Origin of the sequence: Rhizobium sp. SG_E_25_P2, from assembly GCF_029892285.1 — a bacterium.
In the GTDB taxonomy this organism is placed as follows: Bacteria; Pseudomonadota; Alphaproteobacteria; order Rhizobiales; family Rhizobiaceae; genus Rhizobium_E.
The window spans coordinates 185,247-199,997 of sequence record NZ_JARXVM010000004.1 but is presented as its reverse complement, the minus strand read 5'-3'; the positions used below and the strand labels follow the sequence as shown (position 1 = coordinate 199,997).

Genomic DNA, 14,751 nt, shown 5'->3' with positions numbered 1-14,751 from the left:
TCAGGAGAAGACCATGACGTCCCTCACCCGTTTTTCCGTCGCGCCACTCGCCAGCATGACCCGAAGGCTCGCCGATGTCGCCTCCGGACGCGCCGATCCCGATCTCGTCATCTCCGACGCGCGCGTGCTCTCGACCTATTCCGAACGCATCCTGCCAGCCCGGGAAGTCTGGATCGCCGGCGGCCGCATCGCCGCCGTCAAGCCTGCCGGAACCCACAAGGGCGGCGCGAAACGCTATGACGCCAAGGGGGGCATCATCGCGCCCGGGCTCGTCGACCCGCATATCCATATCGAAAGCTCGATGGTGACGGCCTGCGCCTATGCGGAGGCCGCACTCCTCAATGGCACCACGACGATTTTCTGCGACAGCCACGAGATCGGCAATGTCATGGATGTCGCCGGCGTCGAGGCGATGCTGGAGGATGCCCGGCATGCGCCGTTGTCCATCTTCCTCACCGTGCCCTCGACCGTGCCGGCGACCTCGCCGGAACTCGAAACCGCCGGCGGCGACCTGACGCCCGACAAGATCGCGGCGCTGTTCGACAAATGGCCCGAGGCCGTGGCGCTCGGTGAAAAGATGGATTTCGTGCCGGTGACCATGGGTGACGAGCGCAGCCACGCGATCCTGGCGGCGGCGCTGTCGCGCGGCAAGCCGGTCTGCGGCCATGTCTATGGCAGAGAGTTTGTCGCGGCCTACGCCGCTTCAGGCGTCACCGACACCCATGAAGCCATCGACCGCGATATCGCCGACGACATGCTGGAAGCCGGCATCTGGCTCTTCCTGCGCGGCGGCCCGCCGACCACGCCCTGGCATTCGCTGCCGGACGCCATCCGCACGATCACCGAACTCGGCTCGTCGCACAAGCGCGTCGCCGTGTGCACCGACGACCGTGACGCCGACGACCTTCTGACCTTCGGCATGGACTGGGTGGTGCGCGAAGCGGTGAAGGCCGGCATGACCAAGGAACAAGCCTGGTCGATGGGCTCTCTCCATGGCGCGACCCGCTTCGGCAAGGAAGGCGAAATTGGCGGCATGGGCGGCAGCCGACGCGCCGATCTCGTGCTGCTCGACGACGATCTCAAGCCCGTCAGCACCTGGTATGGCGGCGAACTCGTTGTCGACCAGAAGAAGATCACCCCGATCCTGGATGAAGCGCTGTCCGACCTCTGGCGCTATCCCGAAGCCGCCTATCATACGGTGAAGCTGCCGAAGGAGCTGAAGCTCACCCCGGACCTGCCGACGACGCCCGTGATTGCGCATACGATCCGCACCGAATTGCCGGGCATCATTCTCGGTCACGAGCAGATCCGGCTCGAGCCTGCGAACGACTGGCAGACGCAGTTCGACCGCCACGGCCTGTGCTTCGTCACCGTGATCGAGCGCCATGGCAAATCTTCGGGCAATGTCGCCCATGGCCTCCTGTCGAATTTCGCGCTGAAGAGCGGCGCGGTCGCCTCTTCGGTCGGCCATGACAGCCACAACATCATCATCGCCGGCGCGAACGAGGCGGATATGCAGGTGGCGCTCCGCGCCATCGAAGCCCATCAGGGCGGCGTCTGCGTGGTGCAGGACGGCGTGGTGACCGCCATGGTGCCGCTGCCGATCGCCGGGCTCCTGTCCGACAAGCGTGTGCATGTGGTGGCCGAAGAGGTGCAGAAGCTCAAGATCGAATGGGAAAAGGCGGGCTGCACCATTCCCTATATGGGCTTCAACCTGATCCCCCTGTCGGTGATCCCGGAAATCCGCATCACCGACAAGGGCAATGTGCTGGTGCCTGAGATGCGCATCCAGCCGCTGTTCGAGCCGGCCTGACGCCATGGACCCTTTCCGGCTCGGGCTCGTCGCCACCCGCATCCACTATTTCCAGCTGGTGGCGCGGCTGGGCTCGATCCGGCAGGCGGCGCTCGCGCTCAATGTCGCGCCCTCCTCCATCAGCCGCGTGCTGAAACAGCTCGAGGACGAGTTGGGCACGCCGCTGTTCGAACGCGTCCGGCAAAGGCTGAAACTCACCAGCGCCGGCGAATTGATGCTCTATCACGCCCGCGCGAGTCTCGGCGAACTCAACCGCGCCTGCAACGAAATCAACGAGTTGCACGGGTTGCATCGTGGCTCGCTGTCGGTGGCGGTGGTGGAAAGCGTCGCCCGCGGCCTGATGCCAGGGGCGTTACAGCAGTTCTGGGGACGGCATCCCGACATCACCGTCGAAATCAAGGTGATGGGTTCTCAACAGGCGGCGACAGCGGTGGCGGAAGGCGATTGCGATCTCGCCGTCGTCTTCGATATCCGGCCTCCGCGCGCCATGCGGCGCATCACCCAGGCGCTGTTGCCGCTCGGCGTTCTCGCCCTGCCAGGCAGCGAGATGGCGGAGCGCACTGAACTCAAGCTGTTCGATCTCGCCAACCAGCGGGTCATCCTGTCGGACGCTTCGCTGACGCTGGGCGCCTCGGTCGAGGAGGCGTTCAACCGGTCGCTCATCGACCTCTCGCGCCGCGCCCGCACCAATTCGATCGGGCTGATGGTGGATCTCGCCAAGCGCAATCTTGGCGCAGTGCTGCAGACGCGAGTCGGCGTCGAACAGGAGCTTGCCGAGGGCACGCTGAATTTTATCCCGCTGAAGGACAGCCGCCTGCCGCCGCGAAAGCTGATGTTGCTGTCGCGCTCCGAAAAGGAAATATCCGACGCCGCCTCCGCTTTCGGTAAACTGCTCGCCGAGGCGGTCGATCGTCTCGGCGCAGCCACGACAACGTGAGTTGTTGCTTATGACGCAACAAGCCAGACAAATTTTCTTGTCTATTCGGAACACCTCCAATTTGCTCTGCTCCCAGCGAACGGAGTTACAATCATGAAGCAATCAGCCGTCGACGCGGTGCTGCGGGGTCTCAAGAAAGCGGGCGTATCCATCGTCTGCTACCTGCCCGATTCCCTTTTCAAACCGCTCTATCCGGCGCTTGACGCCGATCCTGACATCCGCACCATCCGCGTCACCAATGAGGGCGAAGGCGCTGCTATCTGCGGCGGCGTGTTCCTGTCCGGCAAGCGCGCAGCGCTGGTGATGGAGAATTCCGGCCTGCGCGCCTCGGTCGAACCGCTCGCCCGCATGGGCCTCGGCGCCGGCATTCCGGTGGTGATGCTGATGAGCTATCGCGGCGAACTCGGCGAGAACAATTGGTGGGCTATCCCCCACGGCATCACCATGGAGCCGGTGCTGAATGCGTTGCGCATTCCCTACCGGATCGTCCGCGAAGAGGAGCAGATCGAACAGTCGATCGTCGATGCCTATAACTGGTCCTACAACGCCTATTACCATTCGGCCATCGCGCTCGGCGGGGAGATCGTGCGATGAAGCGCTACGACTGCATGAAACTGCTCGCTGCGCGCCTGAAAGACGAGCTCGTCATCCTCTCGCTCGGGGCCTCGGTGGACGAATGGTACAACGCCGCCCCGCATATGCGCGAGGCGAGCCTGTTCCAGCAACAACTCGGCTGCGTGACGCCTCAGGCTTTTGGATTGGCCGCCGGCCTTCCGCATCGCCGCATCGTCTCGCTCGACACCGATGGCGGCATGATGTTCAATCTCGGCATCCTCGCCACGCTCGGCAATGAGCAGCCGAAAAACCTGTTCGTGGTGGTCTGGGACAACGAGTGCTACCAGTCGATCGGCGGCCCGCCGACGCATACCGCCTTCGGCCGGGTGGATATCGCCGCCATCGCTCGCGGCGCGGGCGTCGAAAACGCCTTCACTGCTCGCACGCTCGAAGAATTCGACGCCCATTGCGAGGCCGGATTATCAGCAGATGTCCCCTATATCGTCGTCGCGAAAGTGGCGGGCACAGTGCAGCCCGACATCAAGCGCAAACATTCCGACGGACGCGAGGACAAATACATTTTCGTCCGCCATGTTGAGGCGACCGAAGGCATCGTCATCATGGGCCCGAGCGAGCACAATTGAGACAGATGATGCCACGCCCCGTTACGAACCGCCCGCTCCTGAAAGCCTATGACTACATCGTCGTCGGCTCGGGCTCGGGCGGCGCGGCGGTGGCGCGGCGGCTGATCGAGGGCGCGGATGCGACAGTCTTGGTGATCGAGGCAGGCTCGGCAGAATTCGACGCGCCGGAGATCACCGATCCCACCCGATGGGTGCCGCTCGGCCGCAGCCGGCATGACTGGCTTTACGACTACGCCCCGACCGAGCGCGTCGCCGGTCGCACGATCGGCATTCCGCGCGGCAAGGTGCTCGGCGGTTCCTCCTCCACCAACGCCATGATGTGGTATCGCGGCCACTCCGCCGACTACGACGCCTGGGGCGCCGCCGGATGCGACGGTTGGAGCTTCGCCGACTGCCTGCCCTATTTCAAACGCGCGGAAGATTGGGAAGGCGGAGAGACAGCTTTCCGAGGCGCGGGCGGACCGCTGCGGATCGAGACCAGCAAGGCGCTGCATCCCGTTGCGCAAGCGTTGATCGAAGGGGCTGGGGAACTCGGCATTCCAAGGATAGCCGATCCAAATTCCGAGACCAATGAAGGCGCAGCTCCCTCCAATTTCAACATTTCCGGTGGCAAGCGCTGGAGTTCTGTCACCGGCTATCTCGCGCCCATATTCGGCAATCCGCGCCTCACGATCCTGTGCAACTCCCAGGCTGTCGGCCTGATGATCGAAAACGGCGCGATCGTCGGCGTCCAGCATCTCGTGGAAGGACAGCCCATCGAGACGCGCGCGACCACCCAGGTCGTGCTGGCGGCGGGCGCGATCGATACGCCGCGCCTGCTGATGCTTTCCGGCATCGGCGATCCCGAGGAATTGGCATCCCTCGGCATAGAGTTCCGCCATGCGCTGCCCGGCGTCGGCAAGAATCTGCAGGATCATCCATTGGTGCAGGCGGTAGTCTGTCGATCGAAACAGCCGATGGGACCCGCGCTCGACAATGGCGGCGGCTCGATGATCAACTGGAAATCCCGTTCCGGCCTTCTCCAGCCCGATATCCACGCTTTTCCCGTCCAGGGAAATTCGGCCGAGCCGCGCATCCGCGAGCTTTACGATCTCTCCGGCGACGTCTTCTCGATCGGCGCGGGGCTGATGCATTCCAAAAGCATTGGCCATGTGAAAATGCTGTCATCCGATCCGTTCGGCCCGCTCGACATCCAGCCGAATTATTTGGCCGAACCTTCCGATCTCGATGCGCTCATAGTGGCGGTGGAGACGATGATGGATCTCGCCGAAACCCGCGCTTTCTCGGATCTGTTTGATGGATTTTCCGCGCCGTCCCGGCGGCTGTCCAAGCCTGAGATGATCGATTTCATCCGCCAGGGATGCTCCACCTTCTTCCATCCGGTCGGGACGGCGAAAATGGGCAATGACGAAATGGCCGTGGTCGACGCGCGTCTGAAGCTGCGCGGCCTCGACGGTCTGACGATCGCCGATGCGTCGGTCATTCCGATCATACCGACCTGCAACACCCATGCTCCCGTCACGATGATCGGCGAACGCGCCGCCGATTTTCTGTTGGGAGCGGCCTGAATTTTGCATCGCGTCTCCATGAGGGAGACCAGGAGAGAACATGGCGAAGACGGCAATGATCATCGCGGGCGAGAGCCTGCTGACCATGGATGACGATAACACCGTGATCGCCGAGGGAGCGGTTGCAATCGATGACGGCCGCATCCTCGCGGTTGGACCGCTCGACGAGATCACGGCAGCCTATCCGGATTTTCCGGTCAAGATGATGACCAACGCCGTGTTGATGCCCGGCCTCATCAACGCCCATGCCCATTCCGGCTTTCTGCGCGGCACCGCCGAGCATTTGCCGGTGTGGGACTGGCTGACCATCCACATCAACCCCATGCACCGCATGCTTCAGCCGCATGAGGCGGAAACCGCCAGCTGGCTCTGCTACGCCGAATCCGCGCTGGCGGGCACAACGACGGTGGTCGACATGTGGCGCTATATGGACGGCAGCGCCAGGGCCGCCGAAGCCATCGGCACGCGGCTGGTCGCCGTGCCCTATGTCGGCGAGCATTCGGATTACAACTATTTCGACACGCTCGACATGAACGAGGCGTTGATCGAGACCTGGCACCGCAAGGCCGGCGGTCGCGTCAATGTCTGGGTCGGCCTCGAACATTTGTTCTATGCCGACGAGGCGGGCCAGAAGCGGGCGATCGAACTCGCCAAGAAGCATAAGACCGGCTTTCATACCCATTGCTCGGAAGCCGAGATCGAGGTGGCGGAATTCATGACCCGCTATGGCAAGCGGCCGATGTTCGCGCTCGAGGAACTCGGTTTCTTCGAGACGCCGCTGACCATGATCGCCCACGCCGTTTGGCTCAATGCGCATGAGATCGAGCTGATCTCGAAATACAATGTCTCGGTCGCCCACAATCCGGTCTCCAACATGAAGCTGGCCTCCGGCATCGCACCGATCGCCGACATGATCGCCCATGGCGTCGCCGTCGGCATCGGCACCGATGGCGAAAAGGAAAACAACAATTTCGACATGTTCGAGGAGATGAAGACCGCGTCTCTGCTCGGCAAGCTCAGGGATCGCGACGCCGCCGCAATGGACAGCTGGCAATGCCTGCACATGGCCACAATCCTCGGCGCCAAGGCCATCGGCCTCGATCATGAGATCGGCTCGATCGAAGTGGGCAAGCGCGCCGACATCATCGCGGTAAAATCCAACACGCCGCGCATGACGCCGTTCTTCCCCGAAGGCCCCTATTTCAATCTGCACCATAATCTCGTCCATGCCGTACGCGGCGGCGATGTCGTACTGACCATGGTCGATGGCGACATCATCGTCGAAGACGGCGCGCTGAAGACGGCCGATATCAGCGAGATCATCAATGAGATCCACCGCTTCGCGCCCGATCATTTCGCCCGTCGCGCCGAATGGCTGGCGGCCAATGGCGGCGGGACCAAGCAATGGACCGACGGAACGGAGTAAGCGATGGCTAAAACAACCGATCAGGTGGCGCTTGACGATTGGTACGCCATCGCGACCGCGAGCGAGGTGACCGAGGCGCCGCAGACGACCAAGCTCCTCGGCCAATCGCTGGTCTACGTGCTCGACGCTGCGGGCGCGCCTGAGGTGCGCGAGATGCTGGATGACGGCGCGCTCGGCCCGCCCTTGCCGACCCGCATCCGCTATGGCTGCCTTTTCACCACGCTCGGCGCCCCGCAAAAGGATATCGTCCATATCGAAGAAGCCGAGGAGAGCGATCGCCGCTTCGTGCCGTGCGGTTGGGTGACGATGCGCGCGTCTGGCCTGCGCGTGGTCGAGAATTTCCTCGACATGGCGCATTTCCCCTTCGTGCATACGGATATTCTCGGGTCCGAGCCGCATACGGAGGTGCCGAATTATCTGAGCGAAATCCGCCGCGACGTCGACGAGGTCTGGGCGACCAATTGCACCTTCTTCCAGCCGCGCATCGCCGCGACCGAGGCGCAGGGCGATTTCGTTCGGCTGACCTATCGCGTGCCCTCGCCTTTCGTTGTGATGCTCTACCGCGTCTGTCCGACCTCGCCGAACCGGCTCGACGCCATCGCGCTGTTCATCCAGCCGATGGAGGATGGGCTCTGCCGGGCGCAGCCGGTGATGTATCTGGTCGACAGCCTCTCGACCCATAAGGCGCTTCTGAATTTCGAACAGGTGATCTTTCTTCAGGACCGGATCATCGTCGAAAACCAGCGGCCGCTGCTGCTGCCGCTCGAACCGCGCGCCGAGATCCCCACCCGCGCCGACAGCTCTTCCATCGCTTATCGCCGCTGGCTCAAGGAGAAGGGCCTGCGCTACGGCACCACGGCGGGGGGGCATTGATGCAGATCTGGCGTGCGCGCTCCATCGACGACGTGTTTTCGCTGATCCGCACCGGCGGCGGGAGATTGAAACCCGTCGCGGGTGCGACGACGACGCAACTCGATTGGGCCAAAGGCGCGCCGAAGCCGGAGGGGTTGATCGATCTTTCGGGGCTATCGGCCTTGCGTGGCATCTCCTTCAGTCAGGAACGGGCCTCGCTCGGCGCACTGACGACGCTCGCTGAGCTTGCCGGAAACAGCAGGCTTTCGGAGGCCTGTCCTCTTCTCGCCGCCGCCATCCGCACCGTCGCTGGACCCTCGATCCGCAACATGGCGACGATCGGCGGCAATATCGCCAATCGCAACGGCTGCCTGCTGCCCGCGCTTCTGGCTGTTGAGGCCAATCTGGTCCTCGCCACGCCGGGTGGTCAGTTCGTGATGCCGCTGCAAGAATGGCTGGCTGGGTCGCCGCAGGCGCTGGAACTGATTGTCGCCATCGAGCTGCCGCGCCAAGACGTCCAACGCTGGACATGGCGCAAGATCGGCCTGCGCGCCGCTTTCACGCCGAGCGTCATCAATGTCGCGGGTATCCTCGCGATGGACGGCGGCGAGATCGCTGGAGCGCGCCTCGCGGTCGGGGGCGGCATCACGCGCCCCCATAGGCTGTTTGCCGTCGAAAATTTGCTGATCGGCCGCAACGACTGCGATCTGGATTGGAGCGCGATCCGCGACGCTCTTATCGAAATGATCGACGCGCCGGATGATGATTTCAGGTCGGGCCGCTACCGGCGGCTGGCGGCGGCGAATGCCCTCGTTCACGGTCTCGGCGGCGTGTTGCCGACAATGGCTGATCGCGCCGCCTACTCACCGCCGACTGCTCCAGGGATCGACGGCGAAGTCGCTCTGTCGCGCAGCGAGCACCCCGATCGCTGGCATGTCAGACCCGATATGCGCGACAAGGTCGAAGGCAAGCTTTCTTACCTCACCGACCGGCGACAGGAGGACATGCTGGTCGGCCGTATCCTGCGCGCCGGCGTCCCCCATGCCCGCATCCTCTCCATCGACACCAGTCTCGCCGAGGCGCTGCCCGGCGTCGTCGCGGTCGTGACTCATCGCGATATCCAGGGCGACAACGCGTTCGGCATCGTCGTGCAGGATCAACCCGCGCTCTGCGCGGACAAGGTCCGCTATGTCGGCGATGCGGTGGCGGCCGTCGCTGCCGTCGACGCCGAGACCGCGGAGAAGGCGCTGTCGCTGATCCGGGTCGACTACGAGGCGCTGCCGGTGGTGACCAGTCCCGAACAGGCCCTGCAGCCGGACGCGTCCCTCGTTCACGACGGAGGCAATCTGCAGCGTGACATCACCTTCTCACGCGGCGACGCGGCCTCAGCCTTAGCCACGGCGGCCCATTTGGTCGAGGACGTCTATGTGACGCCCCGCCAGATGCACGGCTTCATGGAGACCGAAGGCGGCTATGCGCGGATCGAGGAGGACGGATCGCTGCTTGTCGCCGTCGGCGGCCAGCATGGCGGCCGAGACCGGATGCAATTGTCGCGCATCCTCGCCATGCCGGAAGAGAAAATCCGCGTCATCACCAGCCCGACCGGCGGCGCCTTTGGCGGCAAGGATGAACTGACGGTCCAGCCGGCGCTCGCGCTTCTGGCGCTGAAGAGTGGTCGCCCGGTCCGATTGCAGCTCAGCCGCGCAGAATCCGTGCTCGCCGGTCAGAAGCGTAATCCGATGACGATCCGCATGCGCACCGCCTGCGACGCTGAGGGACGGCTGGTGGCGCAGGAGGTTGACGTGCTGTCGGACGCCGGCGCCTATGCCTCGCTCGGGCCCGGCGTGCTCGAAACCGCGCATGAACACGCCGCCGGTCCCTATGTCGTCGCGAATGTCACGACGCGCGGTCGGCTCGCCTACACCAACAACGGCGTCTGCGGCGCGTTTCGCGGCTTCGGCGCCAATCAGATGACCTATGCCATCGAATGCCAGATGGACCGTCTTGCAGCGCTCGCAGGCCTCGACCCGATCGAGATCCGCGCCCGAAATCTTCGCGAGCCGGGAACGCCAGGCTATCTCGGCCAGGAGGTCGCGCCGTCCGAGCGTATTCACGACATGCTCGCCGCCGCTACAGCGTCGCCGATCTGGCGCATGCCCTCGGGCGTCCAGCCTGATGGCGAATGGGTCATCGGCGCCGGCATGGCGCTGAACTATCAGGGCAACGGCCTGGGCTCGTTGGTCCCTGATCCTGCCGGCGGCCGGGTCTCGCTCACCGAGGACGGGATGATCGAAGGCGCTTATGGTCTGGATGAAATGGGTCAGGGCCTGCTGACCGCCATCAAATCCGTACTGGCCGACGAGCTCGGCTGCAGCCGCGACGATGTCTGGCCCGTCACCGGCGACACCTCGCTCGCGCCGGAATCCGGCTCCACCACCGCCTCGCGTGGTTCCGCCGTCGTATGGCTGACGGCGCGCAGGGCCGCTCCGGAATTTTCTCTGAAGATGCGGACTGCGGCAGCCGCCTGTCTCGGACGCGATCCCGAAAGTTTGGCGCTCGCTCCCGGCGGCGTCACGCTGCGCGGCGCCAATCACGGCGATCTGCTTCTGACCTATCGACAACTCGCCGAACGCCTCGCGCCGAATGAGCGCCCCAGTGTCACCATCGCCTTCGAATTCCCGAAGAACAGTTATTCCGCCGGCAATGCCCGCTACATCTTCGCCTTCGGCGCGGCGCTGGCGCGCGTGGCCGTGAGCCGCGTGACGGGAGAAATCCGCATCCTCGATATACACCAGCACACCGCCGCCGGGCCTGTGATCGACGTCGCCGCCTATCTCGGCCAGCTGGAGGGCGGCGCGGTGCAGGGCCTGGGCTTTACGCTTACGGAGGATGCGACCATGCGCGACGGCCGCTATCTCACCGGCAATCTCGACAGTTATATGCTGCCTGGCATTCAGGACGCGCCCGCCGCCATGCAGATTTTCGCGCTCGAGAGCCTCGACGACGGCGACGAATTGGGGCCGCGCGGCCCCGGCGAACTCGGCATCGGCGCGATCACGCCAGCCATCGCCAACGCCATGGCTGTGATTTCCGGCGTCTGGCCCACCGTGACGCCCTTCTCTCCCGAAGCGATCCTCGCCGCTCTGGAGGCCGCATGAATATGAACTTCATATTGAATGGCGAAACCGTATCGCTGGATTGTCCGCCTGATCTTTCGCTCGCCACGCTGTTGCGCGATCATTTGGGCATGATGGGGACCAAGATCGCCTGCGGTCTCGGCCGCTGCGGCGCCTGTCTGGCGCTGATTGACGGCAAAGCGATCAATACATGCCTGACCATGGCCTGGCGGATCGACGGCGCCGACATCGTCACGGTCGAAGGCCTCGATAACCTGCCGGAAGGCCGCCTCCTGCGAGAGGCGCTGATTGCGGAAAACGCCTTTCAATGCGGCTATTGCGCGCCGGGCTTTTCCATCGCGCTGCTCGCGCTTCTCAAAGAGAACCCTGACGCCGACGAGGCGGCCATTCGCGCCGGGCTCGAAGGCAATCTCTGTCGTTGCACCGGCTATCATTCCATTCTGCGCGGCGCTCTGTCGGCGGCCGCCATGCTGCGCGCCAAGCGCGCCACCGGAGGCCTAGCATGACCTTCACGCTCACCGTCCACGAACCCGCAAGCGAAGGGGCGCGGGCATTTCTCGCCGCACCGGAAAAACAGCTTCTGATCGACGGCGTCTGGCGCAAGGCAGAAGACGGCGAAACCTTTCCGAGTCACGATCCTGCAACCGGTCAGCATCTTGCGGATCTCGCCCGCGCAACGGCCGCGGATGTCGATGAAGCCGTGGCGGCAGCCCGCCGAGCGTTGACCAGCCCCACTTGGAAAGGCATGACGCCCTCGGCGCGTGGCAAACTTCTGTGGCGGATTGCCGATCTCATCGAGTCGCATGTCGACGAACTGGCTGAACTCGAAACGCTCGATCAGGGCAAGAGCTTCAAGACCGGCCGCTTCGGCGAGATCCCGGCCTCGGCGGAACAATTCCGCTACTATGCCGGCTTCGCCACAAAAATCCTTGGGCAGACGATCCCGACCTCGATCGCCTATCAGCCCCAGGGCAAACAGATTTTTGCCTACACCACCCGCGAGCCTGTCGGCGTGGTCGCCGCCATCACGCCCTGGAACTCTCCGATGTTGATGGCCGCCATGAAACTTGCGCCGGCTTTGGCCGCGGGCTGCACAGTGGTGCTGAAGCCGGCGGAGGAGACATCTCTCACAGCCATACGCCTCGGCGAATTGATGATAGAGGCAGGCCTGCCGGCCGGCGTCGTCAATATCGTCACCGGCTTCGGCGAGGATGTCGGCGCAGCGTTGACCGCCCATCCCGATATCGACAAGGTCGCCTTCACCGGATCGACCGAGGTCGGCAAGCTCATCGTCCGCGCGGCCCAGGGCAATCTCAAAAAGCTGACGCTGGAACTCGGCGGTAAATCCCCTGCCATCATCCTCTCCGACGCCGATATGGCGCTTGCAATTCCCGGCGTCGCCAGGGGCATTTTCGCCAATTCCGGCCAGGTCTGCGTCGCGGGCTCCAGAATCTATGCCCATCGCTCTGTCTATGAGGAGGTCGTTGAAAGACTAGCGGCGACGGCGGGTGGAATGACGCTCGGCCATGGCCTCGACCCCAAGGTCGATCTCGGACCGCTGGTCAACCGCAAGCAAGCCGATCGCGTCGCGGCTTTCATCGATGAGGGCAAGTCCGATGGCGCCGAGATCGCGGTGGGCGGACGGCAGGAGGGCGAGACCGGCGCGTTCTATCTGCCGACGGTCGTCACCTCGGTACGGCCTGACATGCGCATGATGCGGGAAGAGATTTTCGGCCCCGTGGCGGCAGTGACGCCGTTCGACGAGATCGAGGAAGCGCTCGCCTTCGCCAACGACAGTCCCTACGGCCTGGCCGGCAGCGTCTGGACGCAGGATCTCTCCAGCGCCCATCGCGTCGCGGCGGCAGTAAAGGCCGGCACGATCTGGATCAATTGCCATTCCTATTTCTCGCCGGAACTGCCCAAGGGCGGCCACAAGCAATCCGGCTGGGGCTATGAAAACGGCGGACAGGGGCTCGAAAACTATCTGGAGACCAAGACCGTCTGCGCGGTGATCTGAAGCCGGCGGCTACTTGGCGACCGGCAGCAGGCGCCGCACTGTCGCAGCGTCCGGCACCAGCCAGGTTTCAAGAAGACCGCTCTTGCCGCGAATTTCCAGATGCTCGGATTGCAGATCCGTACAGTCGGCGCCGGCGGCGCGGACGAGATCGGCGGAGACGGCAAGCTCGACATTGCGTTGCTTGGCCAGGCCTTCAAGCCGGCTTGCGGTGTTGATCGTGTCGCCGATCGCCGTCAGCCCGGCTGCCCGGCCAGACCCCATGCGCCCGACAATGGCCGTGCCGCCATGCAGGCCCATGGCGACGCGCAACGGCCTGTCGAGCTCGGCGGCCAGCGACAGGTTCAGGCCGCGCAATTCGTCAGAGAGTCGCGCGGCGGCGGCGAGCGCCTGTCGGCAGCCAACATCGAAACCAGTTTCCAACCCAAACAGCGCGATCGCGCCGTCGCCGATGAATTTGTCGACCACGCCGCCTGATTCCGTCACCGCCCTGTCCACCATGGAGAAGTAACGATTGAGCAGAAACACCACGTCATAGGGCAGCTTGCTCTCCGAAAGTTGCGTGAAGCCGCGCAGGTCGCAAAACAGCGCGGCCACGAGGCGCTCGCGACCCGCCGCGCCGTCGCTGGACCGCCCGGGCGCCCGATCGAAGTCGGAGGCGTCCAGCAGCGGCAACACGGTTAGATCATGAGTGGGCCGCAACTGACAAGCGAGCCTGACATCCGCCCCCGCCCCGATGCTGCGCAGCGTCGCGGCTTCGCGCGCCTCGGGCTCCGGCTGGCCTTGGCCGCCATCGAGCACTTGGACGCGGCAGGTGGAACATCGCCCCTTGCCGCCGCAGACGGAAACATGCGGCACGCCGCCGGATCGGCTCGCCTCGAGAACACTCGACCCCTTGGGAACCGCAACCAGTTTTCCGCCGGCGTAACGCACACGGATTTTTTCCCCCCGCACGAGAAAACCCGATGAGGCGGCCGCGGCGATGAGCAAGGTCCAACCGCCATAAAGCCAATACTGAATCGTATAGAGTTGATCGAGCGACAGGGGCCGGACCGCAGGCCGTGGCATGGCGGTCCCCCGCGCCTCGACGCCGCCGGTGACGAAACCGGCCAGGGCTATGAACAGAAGCAATAGCGCCAGAGCGCCAAGAAAGCCGGCAGCGCGCCCGAACCAGGTCTTTCCACGCAGCCAGTACCACAGACCGAGACAGGCATGGCCCCAGACCACGAGCAGAGCGAGGATATACTGGATCTTCGACCCGACGCCGCTCCAAAGCGCCCGCAGGACTTCGAGATAACCGCGGTCATAGCCCGACAACGCGTATTCCAGCCGCGTTCCCGCCACATGCGCCATCATCAGATAGGGGATCGACAGACCGAAAGCGATCTTCAGCGCCTCCCGCGCCGGCATCCGCCAGCTGCGGCGCAGGGCCAACTGTTCGAGCGCCAGCGCCGCATGCGTCAGAAGCGCGCCGTAGAGCAGCACTGTGCCGGGCGGACTGCGCCAGATCAGACTGAAATAGACCCGGCCCCACTCCATCAACGCCAGGGAATGCAAGCCAAGCGCATGGTTGATGAAATGCGTAACGAGAAACACGGCGAGGACGACGCCGGAAGCGATGTGAAGGCGTGAACGGTTGGTGAAATATCGGATCGTCAAGACGCCTTCCTGTCGGACCTGCTGCGACCGTGCGCGTCCAATGCGCACGATTTCCGTTCATAGCGTCTGGCGGAGACGATGTCCGCATCTTTCGGCGTGTCCGGAATGCATCAGGAGGTAACCAAGAGCCTGGTCGCAAGGCTCGG

At 64.1% G+C, this 14,751-nt stretch carries 11 protein-coding genes; 10 read left to right on the top strand and 1 reads right to left on the bottom strand.

All coding sequences use genetic code 11. The features are described from left to right. The first annotated feature begins 13 nt into the window (after positions 1–13). The 10 genes from M2360_RS08390 (at position 14) to M2360_RS08345 (ending at position 12,949) form a co-directional block, all read left to right on the top strand. The gene (locus tag M2360_RS08390; RefSeq protein ID WP_280774360.1) at positions 14–1,813 is read left to right on the top strand and encodes an adenine deaminase C-terminal domain-containing protein; all 1,800 of its coding nucleotides are present in this window, start codon (positions 14–16) and stop codon (positions 1,811–1,813) included. Between the two features lie 4 nt (positions 1,814–1,817). Then, positions 1,818–2,750 carry a LysR family transcriptional regulator gene (locus M2360_RS08385; RefSeq protein ID WP_280774358.1) on the top strand — a complete coding sequence of 311 codons (933 nt, stop codon included), beginning with the start codon at positions 1,818–1,820 and terminating at the stop codon, positions 2,748–2,750. Between the two features lie 93 nt (positions 2,751–2,843). Then, entirely contained in the window at positions 2,844–3,344 is a 501-nt protein-coding gene (locus tag M2360_RS08380) for a thiamine pyrophosphate-binding protein (protein ID WP_280774356.1), read from the top strand. Continuing rightward, positions 3,341–3,949, top strand: coding sequence for a thiamine pyrophosphate-dependent enzyme (locus M2360_RS08375; RefSeq protein ID WP_280774355.1), 609 nt, complete (start codon positions 3,341–3,343; stop codon positions 3,947–3,949). The genes M2360_RS08380 and M2360_RS08375 overlap by 4 nt, the downstream gene beginning before the upstream one ends. 8 nt (positions 3,950–3,957) lie before the next feature. Further along, positions 3,958–5,517: a GMC family oxidoreductase N-terminal domain-containing protein gene (locus M2360_RS08370; protein WP_280774354.1), complete on the top strand. Its 1,560-nt coding sequence runs from the start codon at positions 3,958–3,960 to the stop codon at positions 5,515–5,517. Positions 5,518–5,557: 40 nt separating this feature from the next. Next, complete coding sequence (locus M2360_RS08365) at positions 5,558–6,943, top strand: amidohydrolase (protein WP_280774352.1); 1,386 nt, start codon at positions 5,558–5,560, stop codon at positions 6,941–6,943. Between the two features lie 3 nt (positions 6,944–6,946). After that, complete coding sequence (locus M2360_RS08360) at positions 6,947–7,816, top strand: aromatic ring-hydroxylating dioxygenase subunit alpha (RefSeq protein WP_280774350.1); 870 nt, start codon at positions 6,947–6,949, stop codon at positions 7,814–7,816. Then, entirely contained in the window at positions 7,816–10,953 is a 3,138-nt protein-coding gene (locus tag M2360_RS08355) for a molybdopterin cofactor-binding domain-containing protein (RefSeq protein WP_280774349.1), read from the top strand. Before M2360_RS08360 ends, M2360_RS08355 begins: the two co-directional genes overlap by 1 nt. Next, complete coding sequence (locus M2360_RS08350; protein ID WP_280774347.1) at positions 10,950–11,438, top strand: 2Fe-2S iron-sulfur cluster-binding protein; 489 nt, start codon at positions 10,950–10,952, stop codon at positions 11,436–11,438. The genes M2360_RS08355 and M2360_RS08350 overlap by 4 nt, the downstream gene beginning before the upstream one ends. Beyond that, positions 11,435–12,949: an aldehyde dehydrogenase family protein gene (locus M2360_RS08345; protein WP_280774346.1), complete on the top strand. Its 1,515-nt coding sequence runs from the start codon at positions 11,435–11,437 to the stop codon at positions 12,947–12,949. Before M2360_RS08350 ends, M2360_RS08345 begins: the two co-directional genes overlap by 4 nt. A gap of 9 nt (positions 12,950–12,958) precedes the next feature. On the opposite strand, the gene M2360_RS08340 is transcribed toward M2360_RS08345, so the two are convergent. After that, a complete protein-coding gene (locus M2360_RS08340; protein WP_280774344.1) occupies positions 12,959–14,605 on the bottom strand; it encodes an adenylate/guanylate cyclase domain-containing protein in 1,647 nt (548 codons plus the stop codon). Positions 14,606–14,751 lie beyond the last annotated feature (146 nt).